The organism is Nonomuraea sp. KM90 (genome assembly GCF_052246675.1).
Classification (GTDB): Bacteria; Actinomycetota; Actinomycetes; order Streptosporangiales; family Streptosporangiaceae; genus Nonomuraea.
This window is the reverse complement of the sequence record NZ_JBQQCB010000157.1, coordinates 1-21,209: the sequence shown is the minus strand read 5'-3', so window position 1 is coordinate 21,209 and position 21,209 is coordinate 1. Positions and strand designations below refer to the sequence as shown.

General features: G+C 71.7%; 20 protein-coding genes and 1 riboswitch. Of the genes, 3 read left to right on the top strand and 17 right to left on the bottom strand.

The window, feature by feature from the left end; genetic code table 11:
• The 13 genes from ACTWPW_RS56660 to ACTWPW_RS56600 all read right to left on the bottom strand — a co-directional run.
• The coding region (locus ACTWPW_RS56660; RefSeq protein WP_443173915.1) for a tetratricopeptide repeat protein at positions 1 to 408 on the bottom strand (408 nt) is incomplete at its 3' end.
• Positions 409 to 521: 113 nt separating this feature from the next.
• A complete protein-coding gene (gcvP, locus tag ACTWPW_RS56655; protein ID WP_443173914.1) occupies positions 522 to 3,353 on the bottom strand; it encodes an aminomethyl-transferring glycine dehydrogenase in 2,832 nt (943 codons plus the stop codon).
• Positions 3,354 to 3,532: 179 nt separating this feature from the next.
• Positions 3,533 to 3,632: riboswitch (glycine riboswitch) on the bottom strand.
• A gap of 77 nt (positions 3,633 to 3,709) precedes the next feature.
• Positions 3,710 to 4,330 (bottom strand): MerR family transcriptional regulator, encoded by a 621-nt coding sequence (locus ACTWPW_RS56650; RefSeq protein ID WP_364135312.1) that lies wholly within the window; start codon positions 4,328 to 4,330, stop codon positions 3,710 to 3,712.
• Between the two features lie 147 nt (positions 4,331 to 4,477).
• Positions 4,478 to 4,948, bottom strand: coding sequence for a bifunctional nuclease family protein (locus tag ACTWPW_RS56645; protein ID WP_090771501.1), 471 nt, complete (start codon positions 4,946 to 4,948; stop codon positions 4,478 to 4,480).
• Between the two features lie 132 nt (positions 4,949 to 5,080).
• On the bottom strand, positions 5,081 to 5,734 hold the full coding sequence (ftsR, locus tag ACTWPW_RS56640) for a transcriptional regulator FtsR (protein WP_364135309.1): 654 nt from the start codon (positions 5,732 to 5,734) through the stop codon (positions 5,081 to 5,083).
• Between the two features lie 55 nt (positions 5,735 to 5,789).
• A complete protein-coding gene (locus tag ACTWPW_RS56635; protein WP_364135306.1) occupies positions 5,790 to 6,302 on the bottom strand; it encodes an FHA domain-containing protein in 513 nt (170 codons plus the stop codon).
• Positions 6,303 to 6,601: 299 nt separating this feature from the next.
• Positions 6,602 to 9,106 (bottom strand): sugar phosphate nucleotidyltransferase, encoded by a 2,505-nt coding sequence (locus tag ACTWPW_RS56630; RefSeq protein WP_375108285.1) that lies wholly within the window; start codon positions 9,104 to 9,106, stop codon positions 6,602 to 6,604.
• A gap of 4 nt (positions 9,107 to 9,110) precedes the next feature.
• Positions 9,111 to 9,692, bottom strand: a complete 582-nt coding sequence (locus ACTWPW_RS56625; protein ID WP_443173913.1) for a CDP-alcohol phosphatidyltransferase family protein — start codon at positions 9,690 to 9,692, stop codon at positions 9,111 to 9,113.
• Positions 9,693 to 9,829: 137 nt separating this feature from the next.
• Complete coding sequence (locus tag ACTWPW_RS56620) at positions 9,830 to 10,582, bottom strand: GNAT family N-acetyltransferase (protein ID WP_443173912.1); 753 nt, start codon at positions 10,580 to 10,582, stop codon at positions 9,830 to 9,832.
• A 112-nt stretch (positions 10,583 to 10,694) separates the two neighbouring features.
• A complete protein-coding gene (locus tag ACTWPW_RS56615; protein WP_375108287.1) occupies positions 10,695 to 11,291 on the bottom strand; it encodes a phosphoribosylanthranilate isomerase in 597 nt (198 codons plus the stop codon).
• A gap of 10 nt (positions 11,292 to 11,301) precedes the next feature.
• Complete coding sequence (locus tag ACTWPW_RS56610) at positions 11,302 to 11,715, bottom strand: hypothetical protein (protein ID WP_443173911.1); 414 nt, start codon at positions 11,713 to 11,715, stop codon at positions 11,302 to 11,304.
• A gap of 143 nt (positions 11,716 to 11,858) precedes the next feature.
• The gene (locus ACTWPW_RS56605; RefSeq protein WP_375108289.1) at positions 11,859 to 12,548 is read right to left on the bottom strand and encodes a response regulator; all 690 of its coding nucleotides are present in this window, start codon (positions 12,546 to 12,548) and stop codon (positions 11,859 to 11,861) included.
• Positions 12,545 to 14,149: a sensor histidine kinase gene (locus ACTWPW_RS56600; RefSeq protein WP_375108290.1), complete on the bottom strand. Its 1,605-nt coding sequence runs from the start codon at positions 14,147 to 14,149 to the stop codon at positions 12,545 to 12,547. The genes ACTWPW_RS56605 and ACTWPW_RS56600 overlap by 4 nt, the downstream gene beginning before the upstream one ends.
• A 128-nt stretch (positions 14,150 to 14,277) precedes the next feature.
• Here ACTWPW_RS56600 and ACTWPW_RS56595 point away from each other — a divergent pair, with 128 nt between their 5' ends.
• Positions 14,278 to 14,865, top strand: a complete 588-nt coding sequence (locus tag ACTWPW_RS56595; RefSeq protein WP_375108291.1) for a class I SAM-dependent methyltransferase — start codon at positions 14,278 to 14,280, stop codon at positions 14,863 to 14,865.
• 271 nt (positions 14,866 to 15,136) lie between these two features.
• Here the strand turns inward: ACTWPW_RS56595 and ACTWPW_RS56590 are convergent, their stop codons facing one another.
• From ACTWPW_RS56590 to ACTWPW_RS56580, 3 genes are read right to left on the bottom strand one after another with little or no spacing between them, the layout of a single operon-like run.
• Complete coding sequence (locus ACTWPW_RS56590; protein WP_443173910.1) at positions 15,137 to 15,919, bottom strand: enoyl-CoA hydratase/isomerase family protein; 783 nt, start codon at positions 15,917 to 15,919, stop codon at positions 15,137 to 15,139.
• Positions 15,919 to 16,833: an alpha/beta hydrolase gene (locus tag ACTWPW_RS56585; protein WP_443173909.1), complete on the bottom strand. Its 915-nt coding sequence runs from the start codon at positions 16,831 to 16,833 to the stop codon at positions 15,919 to 15,921. Before ACTWPW_RS56585 ends, ACTWPW_RS56590 begins: the two co-directional genes overlap by 1 nt.
• Before the next feature lie 9 nt (positions 16,834 to 16,842).
• Positions 16,843 to 17,529: a gamma-glutamyl-gamma-aminobutyrate hydrolase family protein gene (locus ACTWPW_RS56580; RefSeq protein WP_375108294.1), complete on the bottom strand. Its 687-nt coding sequence runs from the start codon at positions 17,527 to 17,529 to the stop codon at positions 16,843 to 16,845.
• A 545-nt stretch (positions 17,530 to 18,074) separates the two neighbouring features.
• On the opposite strand from ACTWPW_RS56580, the gene ACTWPW_RS56575 reads away from it, so the two are divergent.
• On the top strand, positions 18,075 to 19,193 hold the full coding sequence (locus ACTWPW_RS56575; protein ID WP_364135270.1) for a globin domain-containing protein: 1,119 nt from the start codon (positions 18,075 to 18,077) through the stop codon (positions 19,191 to 19,193).
• 115 nt (positions 19,194 to 19,308) lie between these two features.
• Positions 19,309 to 20,709 (top strand): hypothetical protein, encoded by a 1,401-nt coding sequence (locus ACTWPW_RS56570; protein WP_443173908.1) that lies wholly within the window; start codon positions 19,309 to 19,311, stop codon positions 20,707 to 20,709.
• A 58-nt stretch (positions 20,710 to 20,767) separates the two neighbouring features.
• Here ACTWPW_RS56570 and ACTWPW_RS56565 read toward each other — a convergent pair whose 3' ends face one another.
• Entirely contained in the window at positions 20,768 to 21,070 is a 303-nt protein-coding gene (locus ACTWPW_RS56565) for an MmyB family transcriptional regulator (RefSeq protein ID WP_443173907.1), read from the bottom strand.
• Positions 21,071 to 21,209 lie beyond the last annotated feature (139 nt).

The window sequence follows — 21,209 nt, the reverse complement described above, 5'->3', positions numbered from 1 at the left end:
CTTCTCCGCCTCCCCCAGGTCGTCGGCGCCCACGGCCAGCCGGGCCAGCGCGAGATGCGCCAGCGGCAGGTACGCGGCCGTGCCCACCCCCAGCACCGCCTGCCAGGCGGCCCTGGCCTGGTCGGCCCGGCCCTCACGCTCGAACCCCTGGGCCAGGTGGCAGGCGGCCTGCGCGGCGTATTCGGGATGCCCCGTGGCCAGGGCGGTCCTGGCGGCGGCCCGGGCCGCCTCCATGTCGCCGCGCTGCTCCAGCACCACGGCGAGCCCGACGGCGGCCTGCGCCCGGTCGGGCTGCTCGGGGTCGGCGGCGAGCTCGCCCAGGATGGCGGCGGCGGCATCGAGGTCACCGCGCTCGGCCAGGAGGCGGGCGGTGTCGAGGGGCGGGGTCTCCAGCTCTGAGGACGTCAAGAGAGCTCCTTGTGGCGACGGTCGGACCGAGCCTAACCACTTCTGGCGATCATGTCTGCTCACTTGACACCGAAGGACTGGCGGACGCCTGACGGCGCCCGCCCCCGCACGCCTCAGTCCTCGTACGCCTCCAGGGGAGGGCAGGAGCACACGAGGTTGCGGTCGCCGTAGGCCTGGTCGATACGGCGCACCGGCACCCAGTACTTGCCGTCGCGCAGGGAGGGCAGCGGGTAGGCCGCCTCGCTGCGCGCGTACGGGTGCGGCCACTCGTCCGCGCTGACCGACTCCGCCGTGTGCGGCGCGTTCCGCAGCGGGTTGTCGGTCTTGTCGTAGTCGCCGGAGGCCACCTTCGCGATTTCCCCGCGGATGGCGACCATCGCGTCCACGAACCGGTCGAGCTCGCCGAGGTCCTCGCTCTCGGTCGGCTCGATCATGAGCGTCCCGGCCACGGGGAACGACATCGTCGGCGCGTGGAAGCCGTAGTCGATGAGGCGCTTGGCCACGTCGTCGACGGTGACGCCGGTCTCCTTGGTGATCTGGCGCAGGTCGACGATGCACTCGTGGGCGACCAGGCCGCCGCGGCCGGTGTACAGCACGGGGTAGTGCGGGGCCAGCCGCCGGGCCAGGTAGTTCGCCGACAGGATGGCCTGCTCGGTCGCGGCCGTGAGGCCCTCGGAGCCCATCATCCTGATGTACGCCCACGAGATCGGCAGGATCCCCGCCGACCCGTACGGGGCGGCCGAGACGGGGCCGACCGGCGTGCCGTTGTGCAGGGGGTGGCCGGGCAGGTAGGAGGCCAGGTGGCCGCGCACCGCGACGGGGCCGACACCCGGGCCGCCGCCGCCGTGCGGGATGCAGAAGGTCTTGTGCAGGTTGAGGTGGGAGACGTCGGCCCCGAACTCGCCGGGCTTGGCCAGGCCGACCAGGGCGTTGAGGTTGGCGCCGTCCACGTACACCTGGCCACCGGCCTCGTGCACCTTGGCGCACACCTCGGTGATCGTCTCCTCGTACACGCCGTGCGTGGACGGGTACGTCACCATGATCGCGGCCAGCGCGTCACGGTGCTTGTCGATCTTGGCGTCGAGGTCGGCCAGGTCCACGTTGCCGTCGGTGTCGCAGGCCACGACCACGACGCGCATGCCGGCCATGACGGCGCTGGCGGCGTTCGTGCCGTGGGCGGAGGACGGGATGAGGCAGACGTCCCGCTCGCCCTGGCCGTTGGCGCGGTGGTAGGCGCGGATGGCCAGCAGCCCGGCGAACTCGCCCTGCGAGCCGGCGTTCGGCTGGATGGAGACGGCGTCGTAGCCGGTCACCTCGGCCAGCCAGCCCTCCAGCGTGCCGATCAGCTCGCGGTAGCCCTCGGTCTGGTCGGCCGGCGCGTACGGGTGGACGGCGGCGAACTCGGGCCAGGTGATGGGCTCCATCTCGGTGGTCGCGTTCAGCTTCATCGTGCAGGAGCCGAGCGGGATCATCGAACGGTCGAGCGCGATGTCCTTGTCCTGCAGCCTGCGCAGGTAACGCAGCATCGCGGTCTCGGAGCGGTGGGCGTGGAAGACCGGGTGGGTCAGGTACGGGGTCTCGCGCAGCAGCGAGGAGGGCAGCGCGTCGGCGGCGGCCTCGGGGTCGGGCTCCGTGCCTTCCGCTCCGAAGGCCGCCAGCACCTTGGCCACCTCGGTGACGCCGGTCTGCTCGTCGCAGGCGACGGAGACGTGGTCGGCGTCCACCTGCCAGAGGTTGACGCCCCGCTCGGCGGCGGCGGCCACGACGGAGCCGGCCCGGCCGGGCACGCGGGCGAGCACGGTGTCGAAGAACTCGCCGTGCACGACCTCCACGCCGGCGCCGCGCAGCCCCTCGGCCAGGGCGGTGGCATGGCGGTGCACCCGGTGGGCGATGCCGCGCAGTCCCTCGGGGCCGTGGTAGACGGCGTACATGCCGGCGATGACGGCGAGCAGCACCTGCGCGGTGCAGATGTTGCTGGTGGCCTTCTCGCGGCGGATGTGCTGCTCGCGGGTCTGCAGGGCCAGGCGGTAGGCGGGGTCGCCGTCGGCGTCGACGGACACGCCCACGAGCCGGCCCGGGAGCTGGCGCTGCAGGCCCTCGCGTACGGACATGTACGCGGCGTGCGGCCCGCCGAACCCGAACGGCACCCCGAACCGCTGCGAGGAGCCGATCGCGATGTCGGCGCCCAGCTCGCCGGGGGCGGTGACCAGCGTCAGGGCCAGCAGGTCGGCGGCGGCCACGACGAGGGCGCCCGCCTCGTGCGCGGCGGCGGCCAGGGCACGGAAGTCGCGCAGCAGGCCCGACGCGCCCGGGTACTGGACGAGCACGCCGAAGCACTCGGGCAACTCGCCCTCCAGGGAGTGCTCCACCAGCGTGATGCCGAGCGGCTCGGCCCGGGTGGCGAGCACGGACTTGGTCTGGGGCAGCGCGTCGGCGTCCACCACGAACACGTCGCTCCTGGACTTGCCGGCCCGGCGCGCCAGCGTCATGGCCTCGGCCGCGGCCGTGGCCTCGTCCAGCAGCGACGCGCCGGAGACGGGCAGGCCGGTGAGGTCGGAGACGACCGTCTGGAAGTTCAGCAGCGCCTCCAGGCGCCCCTGCGAGATCTCCGGCTGGTACGGCGTGTAGGCGGTGTACCAGCCCGGGTTCTCCAGCAGGTTGCGGCGGATGACCGCGGGCGTGACGGTGTCGTAGTAGCCCAGGCCGATCATGGAGGTGAGCACCCGGTTGCGCCCGGCCAGAGCGCGCAGCTCGGCGATGGCCTCGGCCTCGCCGATCGCGGCGGGCAGCTTGAGCCGGTCCTTGGCCCTGATGGCCTCCGGGACGGCCACCGCCACCAGGTCCGCCACGGACTCGAAGCCGACGGCCTCGAGCATGCGCTGCTGCTCGGACTCCGATGGGCCGATGTGCCTTGACGAGAACGGCGGAGCGGACAGATCGGTCATGGGGTGTGCCTCCCGAGGCTATGGAGACCGGCGCCAGGGCGCGGACGAGTGCCGGATCTCCCCCTCTGTCAGCGCGATCCACGACCTGCGCGGTGCCGCGACCTGAGAGCTTCACCCCTGCGGGGGCTTGCACCGTCGGTGAGACGCGCCTGGCGGGCGCACCTGCTTTCCAGAGTTGCCTCACCCGAGCGGTACAGGATGCCTGAGAGATTCCGGGGAGGGTTGCTCCTTCGGCGCCCCGGGGCCCAGGGGGCCCGAGGACTCTCCCGCACGGGGTCGTCAGCCTTGCTGTCCCAGATTACTACGCTAAGCCCCGTTTGCCGTTCACCGGCCTGCCCCGACGGTCTTCGAAGTGTTCAGCCGGTGCGGCGCGCGCGGCGCCTGCGAGCCAGCTCGTCAGCGGGATGGTCGGCCGGGACGTTGTCCTCGACCGCCGCGCGTTCCCCCGGCAGCTCCGCGAGGGAGCCCTCGACCTCTCGCCAGACTCGCCCGAGCGCGATGCCGAACACGCCCTGGCCGCCCTGGAGCAGGTCGATCACCTCGTCGGCCGAGGTGCACTCGTAGACGCTGACGCCGTCGCTCATGAGCGTGATCTGCGCGAGGTCGGCGACCCCGCGGTCACGCAGATGCTGCACGGCCGTGCGGATCTGCTGCAGCGACACCCCGGTGTCCAGGAGCCGCTTGACGACTTTGAGTACGAGGATGTCGCGGAAGCTGTAGAGCCTCTGGGAGCCGGAGCCCTGCGCGGCTCTTATCGTCGGCTCCACCAGGCCCGTGCGCGCCCAGTAGTCGAGCTGCCTGTAGGTGATGCCGGCCGCGGCGCAGGCCGTCGGCCCGCGGTATCCGATGTCGCCCGGCAACGCCGACGGCTGCTCGTCGAAGAGCAGACCCTGCTCCCCGGCACGCTGCCGCGCGCTCTCGCGCCGCACCGGATCTTCCTGGCCGGCCGTCTTTCCCTCGCCGCTGCTGACCGCCACGCGGACCTCCGGCTTTCTCTCATCCCGTGGCCTGATCTGGGGGTTCGTAAAGGGCGACCACGGGTTTCACTTGCACCGTAGGACCGTGACCATGCTCAGTCAACGATCCGGCTCGGCGCGTCGTGAAGCGTAAATGCACTGAAATACCTACCCCGCCCTGCCGAAGTCTTCGGGAGTGATCGTGTCAAGGAACTCCCTGAACTTCTCCACCTCGTCCTCCTGGTCGTCCGGGATGATCACTCCGGCCTCCTGGACGACCTCCTCGCTGGCGAAGATCCGGGCCCCGGTGCGCAGGGCGAGCGCGATCGAGTCGGACGGCCGGGCGCTCACCTCCACACCGTTGGAGAAGACCAGATCGGCGAAGAAGATGCCGTCGCGCAGCGCGACGATGTTGACCGCCCGCAGGCCGACACCCAGGGCGCTCAGCACGTCACGGAAAAGGTCATGGGTGAGCGGCCGCGGCGGCGGCTCCTCAGCCTGGGCCAGGGCGATCGCCGTGGCCTCCGTCATGCCGATCCATATAGGAAGGAACCGTTCCCCGTGAGCCTCCTTGAGCAAGACGATCGGCTGATTAGTGGGCATTTCAACGCGAACGCCCACGACCTCCATCTGCAACACGGGCTGCTCCGTATTCCTGACCGGTCACCCGGCACAGCTCTTCGATCATCGCTTCTGCTGACTGGCTTCTGCAATTCAACGTAACACCCAGCGGGCCTGGAATGTGCCCCCGCCTCCCAGCTCGCTACGGTCTCAACGTCCCAGGACCGAACGGACACCCGTGCGCACAAGGGATGCGTGCAGGTCGAGCAGAAGCGTGGAAAGCTCCCTGGCGACCTCGTCCGCCTCACCGATGGCGCCGGGGGCGCGCCGCTTGAGGATCGGCGCGACGGTCTGCTCGACCAGCCCCGCCTCGCGCTCGGCCGCCGCCTTGACCGCCCGCAGGTGGCGGGCGTGCAGGCCGAACCGGGCCAGCGCCCCGACCGTGCGCGCCACCTTGAGCGCCTCCTCGTCGTAGCGCCGGGCCACCGGGGCGAGCAGGCCGTAGTCCTCCAGCTCGGTGAGCGTCTCGTCGTCGATCCCCGCGGCCTCGAGCAGCTCCGCCCGGCTGAACCGGACCTCCTGCGCCTGCCGGACCTCACGCGGGCGGCCGAAGCTCTCCGCCATCCGGTCCTTGATCACCCGCAGCGGCAGGTAGTGGTCACGCTGCTCGGTGAGGATGAAGCGCAGTTGCTCGACGTGCAGGTGCGTGAACTTGCGGTAGCCGGAGGGGCTGCGCTCGGGCTCGATCAGCCCCTCGCCCTCCAAGAACCTGATCTTGGAGATCGTGACATCGGGGAACTCGCCCTGCAGGAGCGCGAGCACCTCCCCGATGCTCATGTGCGACCGCGCCGCCTGGGAGCTCACGGCGCCTCCGGCCCCGTGAACCCGGGGTGCTGAGCCATGTCCAAGGGTCGCTCACTCATACGCCGGCGGTGCCCCGCATCAGGAAGACGAGGCGGAATTTGCCGATCTGCACCTCGTCTCCGGAGTGCAGGGGAACCTCCTCGATCCGCTCCCGGTTGACGTAGGTGCCGTTGAGGCTGCCCACGTCGCGCACGGAGAACTGGCCGCCGCGGTGGCGGTAGAACTCGACGTGGCGGCGGGAGACCGTGATGTCGTCGAGGAAGATGTCGCTCTCCGGATGGCGCCCCGTCGTGGTCAGCTCCTTGTCGAGCCGGAAGCGACTCCCCTGGTTGGGACCCCTGGTCACCGTGAGCAACGCCGTGCCCGGGGGCAGTTGCTCGACCAGAGCCCGCTCGGCCAGGAGCATGTCGCCCGTCTCAGCCTCGTACGCCTCGATTCCCGCGACGGAGATCGTCGATGTGGTGTCCCCGGAGACCTCGGGTCTGGTCAGCGGTGACCCACAGCGGGAACAGAAACGGGCATCCTCGGGGTTGGCGTGCCCGCACTGCGTGCAGTAGACGCTCGGCATCGATCGGCTCGGCCTCCTACCGCGAAGACGCGGCGACGGTGCTCAGGGCGCGCCTCGCTTCGCTTTTTCAAGTTTGCGAATGCCGCAACTTACGCTGATCAGCGGCAAAGGTCAAGGCGGGGCGCTGCACTTTGGTTTGGACGCAGACAAAGTTACCGTCGCCCCCGCCCCGTGGTCCATGCCGCCGCGCGTTTCTACATTACGATCTTGCGGCACTCTCTGTGCACGTCATCGGCAAAGCCTTTCCCGATCGTCTCCGGTCGCTGTGCGTGACGGCGTGTGACGCGTGTGCGACGAGGTCAGCCGGCGGCCTGCTCCACGATGCGCGCCCACCGTTCGAGCAGCGCCTGGGCGCTGTCGACGTCCGACGCCTCGGCCCACAGGTCGGTGACCGGCTCGGCGGCGGCGGGCAGGACCAGCACCCAGCTCCCGTCCTCGCGGGCCACCCGCACGCCGTCGGTGGTGTCGACGCGGTGGCCCTCCGGCTCGGACTCGGCGGCCTCGATGACCGAGCGCATGACGGCGCCCTTGGCCGCCCACGGCGTGGGCACGGTGCGCTTGAGCAGCTTGACCTCGGGGATCCTGGCGTCGATCTGGCTGAGCGACAGCCGGGTGCGGGCGACCAGGCCGAGCAGGCGCATGAACGCGGCCAGCCCGTCGATGGCGGGGCTGAACTCCGGGACCACGAACCCACCGCGCCCGTCGGCCGCGAAGATCATGTCGGGGCTCGCGGCGGCCGAGGTGAGGGCGTCGAGCGCGGTGGAGGTCCACTGCACCTGTACGCCGTGGAAGCGGCAGACCTGCTCGGCGACCCTGGTCGTGGTGACGGGCAGGGCCACCTGGCCGCCCCGGCGCTCGGCGGCGACCAGGTCGAGCACGACGAGCAGGGCGCGTTCCTCGTTGATGAGCTGGCCCTTCTCGTCCACCAGGGCGATGCGCTCGCCGACCGGGTCGAACCGCACGCCGAAGGCCGCCCGCGAGGAGCTGACGAGCTCGGACAGGCGCTGCAGGTCGCGGCGGCGCTCGGCGAGCGTCTCGGTGGGCGAGACGTCGTCGAGGCGGGCGTTGACGGTGAGCACCTCGACGCCGACCCGGCCGAGCAGCGTGGGCAGCACCAGCGAGGAGGTGCCCCCGGCGCAGTCGACGACGACCTTCATGTCCCTGACGCCGCTCACGCCGACGTGGCGCAGCAGCTCGTGGGTGTAGTCCTCGACGGCCCTGGCCGGGTAGGCGAGCTCGGCGATCTCGCCGGGGAAGGCGCGGCGGAACTCCTGGCGGGAGAAGACCCGCTCCAGCTTGCGCTGCGCGGCCGGGGGCAGGTCGGCGCCGCGGTCGTCCATGATGACGATGTCCACGCTCTGCGGGTCGCCGGGGGTGGTGCGCAGCACGATGCCGCCGGCGGCCGACTCGCGGGCCGTGTGGAAGCGGGTGACCGGCAGCGGGGCCGCCTCGAGGTCGAGGACGTTGATGGCGCCCGCGGTGAGCGCGCCGATGACGGCCCGCTTGAGCGCCCTGGCGGCCAGGGAGCAGTCGCGGGAGGTGACGACGTACTCGCCCTTCTTCAGGGTGGTGGCGTACGCGCTGGCCAGGCGGACGCACAGCTCGGCGGTGATCTCGACGTTGACCAGGCCGCTGACCCCCCGGGGGCCGAACAGGTTGCGCTGGCCGCGCGACTCCCAGATGACGCTGGTGTTGACGACCGCGCCGGCCTCGATGGTCTTGAACGGGTAGACCCGGACGCCGCTGGAGACGTACGCCTCCGCCTCGATGACGCATTCGTCGCCGATGACGGCGTTCTCCTCGATGCGGGCGCCGGCCATCACGTCGGTGCTCTTGCCGATGACGCAGCCGCGCAGGTGGGCGCCGGGGCCGAGGTAGACGTTGTCGTGGACGATCGCGCGGTGCAGGAAGGCGCCCTCGCGGACGACGACGTTGTTGCCGAGCACGGTGTATTCACGCAGTTCGGCGCCCGCCTCGACCTTGGCGTACTCGCCGATCAGCAGCGGGCCCTTGAGCACGGCGTCGGGGTCCACCGAGGCCGAGTCGGCGACCCAGACGCCCGGCGAGACCTCGAAGCCGCCGATGTCCAGCTCGACCTTGCCGGACAGGGCGTCGGCCTGGGCCTTGAGGTAGCTGTCGTGGGTGCCGACGTCCTCCCAGTAGCCGTCGGCCACGTAGCCGTAGATGGCGGCGCCACGTTCGAGGAGGGCGGGGAAGACATCCGAGGACCAGTCGACGGGCTCTCCGGCGGCGACGGCCTCGAGGACCTCGGGCTCCATGACGTAGATGCCGGTGTTGACGGTGTCGGAGAAGACCTGACCCCAGGTGGGCTTCTCCAGGAAGCGCTGTACGCGGCCCTCCTCGTCCACGATGATGATCCCGAATTCGAGAGGATTGGGGACCCTTTTCAGGCCAATTGTCACAAGTGCCTGATTTTCACGGTGAAAACGGATCATGTCGGATAAATCAATATCCGTTAGGGCATCGCCGGAGATCACCAGAAATCGGTCGTCGCGGAGGCGGTCGGCGGCGTTCTTGACGCTGCCGGCGGTGCCGAGAGGGATGTCCTCGGTGGCGTACTGCAGGCTCATGCCCAGCTCGTCGCCGTCGCCGAAGTAGTTGCGCACCAGGGCGGCCAGGAACTGGAGGGTCACCACCGTCTCGGTGACGCCGTGCCGCTTGAGCAGGCGCAGGACGTGCTCCATGATCGGGCGGTTGACCACGGGGAGCAGGGGTTTGGGCTGGTTGGCGGTCATCGGACGCAGCCGAGTGCCCTCCCCGCCTGCCATGACGACCGCCTTCACCCGATCACCCCTTCTTGGCCGCGGTTACGAGTTGGCGCACCTGTACCACATACAGCACCCCCGCCCACCAGTACAGGCCCGTTCCCCAAAGCGCGAACGCCCATCCGACAATGCGGGCTATATCGGCATACCACCCCGTGTGGGAGGCAAGGAAGAGGAGAGGGAAAGCGTACATGAGGTTGAACATGGCGGCCTTGCCCAGGAAATGCACCTGAAGTGCCTTATAGCCATGTTTGCGAAGTACGGGCATGAAACTTCCGACGAAGAGTTCCCGTGCGACGATGACCGCGACCAGCCACCAGGGGATCACGTCGCGCAGCAGGAGAGCCAGGATGGTGGCGAAGACGTACAGCTTGTCGGCGGCGGGGTCGATGATCCGGCCGAGCTTGCTGGTCTGGTTGAACGCCCGGGCGATCTTTCCGTCGAGCCAGTCGGTGAACCCGGCGACCGCGAGGATCCCGATGGCCCACCCGTCCGCCTTGGGCCCGAGAACCAGCCAGAGGAACACGGGCACACCCAGGAGGCGCAGGAAGCTCAGCAGGTTAGGAACCGTCCAGATCCGGTCCTCGGCGGAAGTTTCGCTCACGCAGGAGACCCTACTGCGTGGAACTCCAACACAGCGGCCCCACCTGGGCCCGGCTTTTCCAGGCGTTTCAGCGCCCACCCCGGGGAGGCAGGAGGCGGCGTCGGGGGGTTGAAGGGCGAAGGCGGGGGTGGGTGGGGTCAGGTGCGGAGGAAGGCGTGGGTGCGGCCGAGTTGCTCGAAGCCGAGGCGGGAGTAGAAGTGGCGCGGCCAGTCGTCCGCGTCGGCCACCAGGAAGATCAGCTCGGCCCCCGCCGCCTCCCCGAGCAGCGCGGTCATCAGGGCACGCGCGTACCCCTTGCCCCGGTACGGCTCTCCGGTGAAGACGCTCTCGATCTGGGCGACCCCGTCGTGCGCGTACAGGTCGGCCCTGGCGGCGATCTCCCCGTCCGGGGCGCGTACGCCGTGGAAGCCCACCGAGCCGGCCCCGCGCAGCCGGGACTCCACGCGCCTGGCCAGCCCGTCGATCACCGCGTCGGGGGCCTGCGGCAGGGTACGGCGCCAGTCGCGGCGCAGCACGGGAATCAGTTCCGGCAGTTCGAGCCGCTCGGCCGGGGCCGGATCTCTCGGGACCGGGCCGCGGAAGGCCATGAGGAGATTCGTCTCGTGCTCGTAGCCGGCGGCGGCGAACGCGGGTGCGTACGCCGTGCCGAGCCGGTCGTCGTCCACGCACACCAGCCGGTGACCGTGGCTCCCGAGCGCCTCGTCGGCCGCCGCCAGGAGCCGCGCCACCGCCGCGGCGGGATCGTCGTCGGGCGCCGTGCGGACGATCAGCTTGTTGTCGTCGTACGAGCCGGGGAAGCGATCGTCGAGCACCGCGAACCCGCCGGGCACCGGGACCTCGCGCGGCGCCCTGCGGCGGGCGAAGGCGTGCAGGAAGTCCAGCGCGCGCACCAGGGCGGCCCCGTCCCGGACGTGCCGCTCCGTGGCGAGCGCTTCCGAAGTGACGGACGCTTCTGAGGTGGCCGCTTCCGAAGTGGCCCGCGCTTGCGAAGGTGGGACGGGGTCAGGCATGGGTCTGGCGGGCCGCGCGGAGGAACGCCTCGATCAGGGCCGAGTCCTTGACCCCGGGCGCGGTCTCGACGCCGCTGGAGACGTCCACACCCCACGGGCGAGCGGCCGCGATGGCCTCGGCGACGTTGGCCGGGTCGAGGCCGCCCGCGAGCATCCACTGCCCGGAGGGCCGCCCGCGTACGGCGGCCCAGTCCCACGGCTCGCCCGAGCCCGCGTGCGGCGCGTCCACCAGGAGCAGGTCCTCGTCGAAGGCCCCGCAGCGCAGGTCGGCCTGCGCGTCGACGGCCCTGACCAGGCGGACGCCGAGGTCTTTCAGCGCGGTGAAGTCGCCGTGCGGGTGCCGGCCGTGCAGCTGGACGGCCCGCACCCCGGAGGCCAGCGCCGCCGCCCGCACCGTCTCCGGGTCCTCGCCCCGGAACACGCCGACGGTGAGCACGTGCTCGGGGACGAGCGCGGCCAGCTCGGCCGCCCGCTCGGGCGTGATCCGGCGCGGGCTCCGGGTCATGACGAACCCGATGGCGTCGGCCCCGGCCCCGACGGCGGTGGCCACGTGCTCCGGCTCGCTCAGCCCGCAGATCTTCACATACACATCTCCGACCTTAGCGGCGGCGGGCGGCTGCCGGGGACCACGCCCAGATCAGCACGGCGCTGGTGAGGCCGAACAGGAGCACGCCGTTGGGCAGGTGCGCCCCCAGCCACAGCCAGGTGAAGTGCTGGGCCGCGCCGACGACGAACAGCGCCACGCTGGCCAGCGCGGGCCAGCCGGCCCCGCGGCCGGGGCGCCAGACGAGCACGGCCAGGACGATCTGGACGAGGGCCACGAGGTGGACGACCATGCCGGCCATGACGTGGGTCTCGATCATGGAGTCCGACTCCACCGCCTGGCCGGCGAACGAGGCGGCCACGAGCAGCGCCGCCGCCTGGGCGGTGACGGCGACGCGCAGGCTGTAGAGGAGGCCGGCGGAGACCCGGCCCGCGCGCTGGGGCCGGGGCATGGTGACGGTTTCCGACATGGTGATCAGTGGTCCTTCCGGTCGTACGACGGGTGAAGGACCACATGGTCGCGGCGAGGGGCGGGTCGGGTCGTCAGCCTGCGGGGTGACTCGCGGGTCCGCCGCCCGGGCGGATCCGGCCCCGGCGGCGGGGGTGACGCGGCTCAGCCGGAGGATCCGCCGCGTGGCTGGCGTACGGGGCGGAAGGAGGCGTCCACGAGGCCGGTGCGGTGGGCGACGACGGCGGCCTGGATGCGGTTGCGCAGGCCCAGCTTGTCCATGGCGGCGGCGATGTGGGTCTTGACCGTGGTGACGCCGACGTGCAGCTCCTCGGCGATCTCCGCGTTGGACAGACCCGTGCCGACCAGGGCGAGCACCTCGATCTCGCGCTCGGTCAGCCCGGGAGGCGCGGCCGGCCCGGCGGCCTGCTCCTCGGCGGCCAGGAAGCGCTCCACGACCCGGCGCAGCACCGAGGGCGCGAGGAGCTGCTCGCCGGCCGCGGCCCTGCGAACGGCGTCCACCATGCGCTCCGGCTCGTCGTCCTTGACCAGGAAGCCGACCGCGCCGGCGCGCAGGGCGGCGTAGACGTTGCCGTCCTCGGCGAAGGTGGTCAGCACCACGATCCTGGCGCCGGGCCGGGCCGCGAGCACCCGCTTGATGGCCTCCAGGCCGTCGACCCTGGGCATGCGCAGATCCATGAGGACCACGTCGGGCAGGTGACGCTCGGCCAGGCGCACGGCCTCGGCGCCGTCCTCGGCCTCGCCCACGACCTCCATGTCGCCCGTGGCCTGCAGCAGCATGCGCACGCCCGCGCGGACGAGCGCCTGGTCGTCGGCCACCAGCACGCGGATCATGCCGCACTCCCCGAGGACAGGCGGGTGGGCAGGTGGGCGGCCAGCAGCCAGCCGCCCTCGCCGTCGGGCCCCGCGCTGAGGGTGCCCCCGACGGTGCGTACGCGCTCGCGCATGCCGGCCAGGCCGCGCCCGGAGGAGGGCAGGCGTTCGATGGCCGTGGGCGGCCGGCCGTTGCGGATCTCCACGGCAAGCCCTTCGTCCGCCGGGGTCACGGATACGCGGACCCGGGTGCCGGGACCTGCGTGTTTGAGCACGTTGGTGAGTCCTTCCTGGACGATTCTGGCGGCGGAGGTGCGGGCGATGAGCGGGGCCTGATCCGTGGCCGGGTCGAGGTCGAGGTCGACGACGAGGCCGGCGGCGGACATGCGCTCGGCTGACTCGCGTACGACGTCGGCGGGGTTGGCCAGCAGGTCGGGCTGGCGTTCGGGGTCGCGCAGCAGGTCGAGCAGGTCGCGCAGGTCCTGCAGCACCTGGTGGCCGGTCTCGCGGATGTCGTTGAGCGCGTCGGCCACGGGGCCGTCGGGGGCGGTGTAGCGGGCGGCGCTGGCCCGCAGCACCATGGCGCCGACGTGGTGGGCCACGATGTCGTGCACGTCGCGGGCGATGCGCTCGCGCTCGGCGAGCTGGTCGGCCCGCACCTGCGCGACCGCCGCGCGGGCGGCCTCCTCGGCGCGCAGGCGTTCGGAGGCCACGGCGGCGCGGCGCATGCCCAGGTAGCGGCCGATGGCGATGGGCGTGGCCACCAGCGTCATCAGCACGCCGACGCGGAACCCGGTGATCTCGGTGTCGTCGCCGACGACGGCGATGGAGGTCAGCAGGCAGCCGGTCATGTACGCGGCCACCGTCCAGGCCCAGGACACCACCCGCATGGCGAAGACGCCGATCGCGATGAGCGTGAGGATCACGCACGTGTTGACGGCCTGGTTGAGATAGGTGTCGGCCGAGACGAGCAGCACGCCCTGCAGCAGGAACACCAGGCCGGGCAGCCGCCTGGCGATGCCCAGCGACAGGCCGCCCACCACGGCGAGCAGCCCGACCACCCAGACGGGCTGCGCGCCCGCGTGCCAGGAGGTCCACGTGCTGAGCACGGTGATCGCCACGCCGCCCGCCGCGAGCAGCGCGTCGGGGGTGACGTCGCGCTCGTCGAGGCGCTCGGCGGAGCTGCGCAGGTAGGCGCCGAGTACGGCGGGGAAGACGGGCAGCAGCACGGAGTACATCCACATGTTGCCGGTGAGCGCGATGCCCGGATCGGCGATGTTGAGGGCGGTCGCGAAGATCGTGGCGGTCACGGCGAGGGCGGTGGACCGCGCCCTCGAGGTGTGCCCGGCCACGCCCAGTGCCACGCAGACGAGGATCTGGGCGGTGTTGGAGGTGAACGAGCCGAGCTGGTCGGTGATGGCCAGGAAGGCCGCCAGGTAGAGGGTGACGGGCACCGGCCAGCGGCGTACCAGGCCCATGGGCAGGCCGACGAGCAGCGCCATGGGGATGTTCATCTCGGCGGGCAGGTATTCGGTGTCACCGGCGTGCGCCGTGGTCAGCAGATCCAGGCCCACTCCAGAAGCCGCGAGGAGGACATCCAGCGGCACACCACGCCAACGCATGCACACACCGTATCCGCCGAGCGTGAACTGCTGATCCTCCGTACGGGCGACCCCGCCTCCTCCAAGTGGCCGGACATCCGCCCGGACGGGGGAGCGATCGGGCCCGGTCGCTCCCCTAGATTCTGATCATGTCCAACGACACCGCGGTTTTTCTCGGCCAGTTCCTGCGCTCCCCCGCCACGATCGGCGCGTTCGCGCCAAGCTCGCGGCGGCTGGCCGCGGCCGTCTGCGCGCCGATCCCCGAGCGGGGCGAACCCGTCGTGGCCGAGCTCGGCCCGGGTACGGGCGCGTTCACGGTGGAGATCCAGGAGCGGCTGGCCGGGCGCGGCCACCATATGGCCGTGGAGCTCAACGAACCGCTGGCGCAATTGCTGGCCGAGCGCTTCCCCACGGTGGACGTGGTGCACGACGACGCGACCCGCCTGGGCGAACTCCTGGGCGAGCGCGGGCTGCGGATGGCCGACGTGGTGGTGAGCGGGCTGCCGTGGGCGGCCTTCCCGGACGAGTTGCAGCGCGAACTGCTGACCGCGGTGACGGGGGCGATGAGCCCGGGGGCGGCGTTCACCACGTTCTCCTACATCCACGCCATCCCGCTCAGCTCGGCGCGGCGGTTCCGCGCGCTGCTGGCCGAGCGCTTCGAGGAGGTCGTCCCCGGGCGTACGGTGTGGCGTAACACTCCCCCGGCCTTCGTGTTCCACGCGCGCCGGCCCCGGTGAGCCCGGCTGGGTGAAGCGGGGTGTCCGGCCGCCCGATCGGTACCGAATTCGGGCGGTACCGCACCTGTGGCGGGGGAGCTTCTGCTCAACCCCCTCGCGGCGCGGCTTCCCGGACTGCCCCCGCGGCTTGCGGTGGCTTCAAGCCGGCCTGCCCGAGATCTCGCGGCCGGCGTACGGGTGCGTCGGTGGCACCTCCTCCAGCTCGTTGTCCTCCACCTGGTCCTCCACGAGGCCCGCCTACCCGAGGCCCGGGGAAGCACACGCCTGGCGCTCAGCCGAATGACGGGGGCCGCTTCTCGCGCAGCGCGCGAACGCCCTCGGCCACGTCGGGGCCGGTGAAGCCGAGGAACTCCATGGCGAGCGAGGCGTCGAAGGTCGGACCGGCCAGGCGCAGCCAGTTGTTGAGCGAGTATTTGGTGAGCCTGATCGCCTCCTGGGCCCCGGCCGCGAGCCGGACGGCGATCTCCAGGGCCCTGTCGTGCACCTGGTCGTCGTCCACGCACAGGCTGACGAGGCCCATCCGCTCGGCCTGCTCGCCCGTGACGGGCTCGCACAGCAGCAGGTGGTATTTGGCCTTGGCCATCCCGCACAGCAGCGGCCAGATGATCGCGGCGTGGTCGCCGGCCGCGACGCCGAGCCTGGTGTGGCCGTCGATGATCCGCGCGGTGCGGCCGGCGACGGAGATGTCGGCCAGCAGGGCCACCGCGAGGCCCGCGCCGACGGCCGGGCCCTGGATGGCCGAGACGACGGGCTTGGAGCAGTTGAGCACGTTGTAGACGATGTCGCGGGCCTCGGCGAACACGCGCAGCCTGGTGGCGTGGTCGCGCGTCATCTCCTCGATCATGGTCAGGTCGCCGCCCGCGGAGAACGCCCGGCCCTCTCCCCTGACGAGGATGGCCCTGACGCCGTCGTCGCGGTCGGCGTCGCGCCAGATCTCGCCCAGCTCGCGGTGGGCGACGGCGTCCACGGCGTTGAGCCGGGCGGGCTCGCTGATCGTGATGCGCAGCACGCCGTCGGCCGGGGTGTCGAGCTTCAGCTTCGCGTAGGAGTCCATCAGAGCGACTCCCGCAGCCGCTCCGCCACGTAGTCGCGGGCCTCGACGGCCTGGTCGAACAGGCCGGGCAGGACGAAGAAGCTGTGCACGGCGCCGTCGAACCTGCGCACTTCGGCCGGCACGCCCGCCTCGGCCAGGCGGGCGGCGTAGCGCTCGCCCTCGTCTCTCAGCACGTCGTATTCGGCGGTCACGACGGTCGCCGGCGCCAGGCCCGACACGTCGGGCAGGCGCAGCGGGGACAGCCGCGGGTCGGCCGGGTCGGCGTCGGGAGCGTATTGGCGGGCGAACCAGGCCATCTCCTCGGCATCCAGCCCGAAGCCCTTGGCGTGCTGCACGTAGCTGGGCGTGTCCATGGCCACGTCGAGCACCGGGTAGACGAGCACCTGGTGGGCCAGCCGCAACCCGGCGTCGCGGGCCTGCCAGGCGGCGACGGCGGCCAGGTTGCCGCCCGCGCTGTCGCCGATCACGGCGACGCTGCCGTTGCTCTGGTAGAAGGCGGGCCTGGCGAAGATGTCGCGCACCACGGTCCAGGCGTCGTCGGCGGCGGCCGGGAAGGGGTGCTCGGGGGCCAGCCGGTAGTCGACCGACACCACCACCGCGCGGGTGCGGATGGCCAGGTCGCGGCCGGCCGCGTCGTTGCGCCTGACGCTGCCGAAGACCCAGCCGCCGCCGTGGAAGTAGACCACCACGGGCAGCAGGCCGTCGCCGGGATCGGCCCGGTAGATGCGGATCGGCACGCCCTCGGCCAGCTCGTCGCGGACGAACGGCAGCTTCGTCAGCGGCCCTCGGTGGGCCGCCAGGGCGTCCTGCGCGCGCATTTCCTGGATCGCGGCCAGGTCGAGCGTGGCCAGGTCGGTGGTCAGATCCGACGGATACTGGGCGACGTAGTCCCGCGCCTGGGGGTGCAGCGGCATGATCGAAGCCTAGCGGGCCGCCTCGACGAACGCATCGAAGAGCCGATTGTCCTGGCCGCGTTCCGGGTGCCACTGCACCCCGACGCCGAACCGGTGTCCCTGCAGCTCGATGCCCTCGACGATCTGGTCCTCGGCCCAGGCCACGGCCAGCAGGCCGCTGCCGAGGCGGCGTACGGACTGGTGGTGCGGCGCGTTCACCTCGACCCGGTCGCCGATCGCCTTGCCGAGCTTGCTGGAGACGCTGACCTGGATCGTGTGGCCGCCGTCCGGCTCGGCGTGGCGGTCGCTGTCGAGCACCTCCGGCAGCCAGGGGATGAGCGTGCCGCCCTGGGCGACGTTGAGCACGTGCATGCCCCTGGCGACGGCCAGGACGGGCACGTCGGCGCGGATGGCGGCCCTGGCGATGGCCAGCTCGAACCGGTCGCGGTGCACCTGCGGCTCGGCGACGCGCTCGTCCGGATCGCCGTTGTAGGTGTCGGCCCCCACCTCCACGCCGCCGGCCAGGACGATGCCCTGCAGGCCGCGTACGTAGTCCTCGATGGCGTGCGGGCCGAGTGGCGGCAGCATCACGGGCGCGCCCCCCGCCCGTCCGACCGCCTTGGCGTACGAGGGGGGAGACAGCACGGCCTCCCGTACCCAGTCACCCCAGCGGGCAGCTTCGAAGTAGGCGGTGATGCCGATCAGCGGTCGGGACATGCGATCTCCAGGGGGCATGGTGGAGTCGTGCGGGCGCCAGCCCGTCAAGGTGACGGCCCCATGCCATCATGGCGCACTCTCTTTCCGATATGTCACCCCTCCCAAAGATCCCCTCCCACCGCTTGCCTCCCGGGGAGCCGGACTTTCCGGGTTTCGCCCCCTTCTCCGCCTTCGTCAGCCGTGCCCGCCACGCGCCGGTCCCGAGACGGACGTTCGCGAGCCACCCCGAGCGACCCGCCCGCGAGGGGCTCCGGGCGGGCCGGTCGCGGAACTCCCGCGAATGAAATGCGAAAATAAATAATTTTCGCATTTGCTGACCGAAATCGCATGGGGATTGCCTGCGGAGAATCACAAGAACGCTACTGATAGTTCTGCTTCGCACCGTATTGAGGGGAAACGGTTGTGACGCGTCATCGGTGGTGTAAGACTCAATTTCGAGCGCTCGGGTACGCCGGGGCAGGCCCCGGCGCTCATGACCCGGAACCGTCAGGGAGGTGAACGGCGAGACCGGAATGCGTTTCCGGTCAAAGGGTGGGGTTGGATATATGTCGTTGAATCCGCGCCTGGTGAAAGAGAGTTTCTCCGTCGTGGAGCCGCTGGCCGACAAGGCCACGGCCTACTTCTACGGCCGGCTGTTCGCGGAGAACCCGCACTTGCGAGGGATGTTCCCGCCGGCCATGGACGTGCAGCGCGACCGGCTGTTCAGCGCGTTGACCCGGATCGTGTGGAGCCTGGACAGCCCGGACAGCCTGGCGGCCTTCCTCGGGCAGCTCGGGCGGGACCACCGCAAGTACGGCGTGATCGCCGAGCACTACACGGCCGTGGGCAACGCGCTGCTCGCCACGATCCGCCGCTTCGCCGCGGACGTGTGGAACCACGAGATCGAGGCGGCCTGGGTGTCGGCGTACACCGCCGCCGCGAACCTGATGATCGAGTCGGCCGAGTCGGACTCGGGGGTCTCCCCCGCCTGGTGGCTGGCCGAGGTCATCGACCACGAGCAGCGTCACCGGGACATCGCGGTCCTCACGCTGCGGCCGACGCAGCGGCTGCCGTACACGCCGGGGCAGTACGTCAACGTGCAGACCGCGCGCTGGCCGCGCGTGTGGCGGACGTTCTCCATCGCCAACGCGCCGCGCCCGGACAACACGATCAGGCTGCACGTGCGCTCGGTCCCCGGCGGCTGGGTGTCGACCACGCTGATCAGGCACACCCGCATCGGCGACACGCTCATGCTGGGCCCGCCGATGGGCACGATGGCGCCGCGCGAGCAGAGCGTGCGCGACGTCCTGTGCGTGGCCGGCGGCACGGGCCTGGCGCCGCTGAAGGCGATCATCGAGTCCATCATCGCCTCCGGCCGCCGGCCCAACATCCACCTGCTGTACGGCGCCCGCACCGCCGACGAGCTGTACGACCTGCCGGACCTGATCAGGATGGAGTCGTCGTTCCCCTGGCTGCGGGTGCTGCCGGTGGTGTCGGACCAGCCCTCCTACGAGGGCATGCGCGGCCACCTGCCCGAGGTGACGCAGCGCTTCCACTCCTGGGCCGAGCACGACGTGTACGTGTGCGGCCCGACTTCCATGGTCAACGAGACCGTACGCCGCCTGCAGATCGACGGCGTGCCCCTGGCCCGCATCCACCGGGACATCATCCAGGGGGAACGCTGATTTTCCAGATCAGGAGGTTGACAGCGGGGATCGGACGGTGCCATCTGGAACTTGACCCGCCAAGTGGAGGTGGACTGTGCCATCCCCCGCCCGGTGCCGAGGAATCGGCGGATTCGTGACCGTCGTCACCGCGATGCTCCTCCTCGCCCCCTCCCCCGCCCTTGCCGAGGAGGCCGTGCCGCTGACCGAGATCGGGTCCGACGCCTACGCCAACGCCACCAGCCAGCACGGCACCCAGGCCGGGCCCGACACCTACCAGTGGGGCTCGACCATCGTGACCGCGCAGCAGGCGGGCCGCTTCCACGACGGAGGGGCGTCCGGCATCGCGTTCGCGACGTCCGCGGACAACGGCGCCACGTGGGCCAAGGGCGTGCTGCCGGGGCTGACCGGTTTCGGGGGCGGGGCGTACGCGCGGGTCAGCGATCCGTCGGTGGCGTTCGACGCCGGTCACGGGGTGTGGCTGATCTCCTCGCTGGCGCTCACCGACGTGGGCGGGGTCGCCGGGGCGGCGGTGCTGACCAGCCGCTCCACCGACGGGGTGACCTGGGACGAGCCGGTCGCGACCGCCGTCGGGGGCGACCTGGACAAGAGCTGGGTGGCCTGCGACAACGGCGCGGAAAGCCCGTACCGCGGCCGCTGCTACGTGGTGTTCGACGACCACGGCGCGGCCAACGCGATCAAGGTGGCCCGATCCTCCGACGGCGGGCTGACCTGGGCCGTGACCGGCACCTCGGCCACCGGGCTGGGCGGGCAGCCGGTGGTGCGGCCGAACGGGGCCGTGGTGGTCCCGTACCTGGGCGACGACGGCGAGATCCGCTCCTTCCGCTCCCGTGACGGCGGCGCGAGCTGGAGCGGGAGCGTGCCGGTCTCGCGGGTGCAGCGGCACACGGTGGCGGGCGGGTTGCGGGCCGCGCCGCTGCCGTCGGCGGAGGTCGACGCGGCCGGCACCGTGTACGTCGTCTGGCACGACTGCCGCTTCCAGATCGGCTGCGCCGGCAACGACATCGTGCTGAGCCGGTCGGCCACGGGGGCCTCGTGGGGCGACGTCATCCGGGTCACCGGCGACGGCGGCGACCACTTCATCCCCGGCCTCGGCGTGGACCGCGAGAGCGCGGGCGGCAGGGCCCGGCTGGCGCTGGCCTACTACCGGTACCCGGAGGCCGCCTGCACGGCCGCCACGTGCCGCCTGACGGTCGCGTACACCTCCTCGACCAACGGCGGGGCCAGCTGGTCGGCGCCGACGGAGCTGCACGGGCCGATGTCCGTGGACTGGCTGGCCGGCAGCGCGCAGGGCCGCACGGTGGGCGACTACATCTCCACCTCGGTCGTCCCCGGCGGCAGCGCCTTCCCGGCGTTCGCGATCGCCCGGGCGCCCAGGGGCGGGGCGTACGACGTGCGCACCCACACGGTCACGGGCGGCTTACCGATCCTGGGCGGCGACCCGCCCTCGATCGCCATCGAGGCCGCCATCGCCACCGGCGACCCCCCGCCCACCGCCCCACCGACCGCCCGCTGACCCCGCACCGCGCCGGAACCGTCGGCGTGGGCGTGAGCGTCGGCGTGGGCATCGGCGGCTATCCGCGCAGCACGGCGGCGGTCTCCTCGTCGCTGGGCCAGAACGTCTCGATGGCCAGCTCGGACACCGTCACGTCCACCGGCGTGCCGAACGTCGCGATCGTCGTGAACATCGACAGCACCCGGTCGCCCGCCGCGATCCGCAACGGCACCAGGATGTCGCCCGGCCCGGGAACGTGCGCGACGTTCAGATCCACCCCCGGGTAGGTGTAGGACGCCAGCTCGTCGTGCAGCTCGGCCAGCCGCCCGTCGCCGGACACCTCGGCCTGCCTGCGCAGCTGCTGCAGCAGGTGGGCCCGCACCTCGGCCAGGTTGAGCAGCCGCCCATCGCCTTCCCCGAGAAGACCGAGGCGACGCTGACCCGGGTCTGGCAGCTCGCCCCGTCCCCGTCGGAGCCCGAGGTGGTGTGGGCGGGCGTCGAGCCGGCCGCCCTCTTCCGCT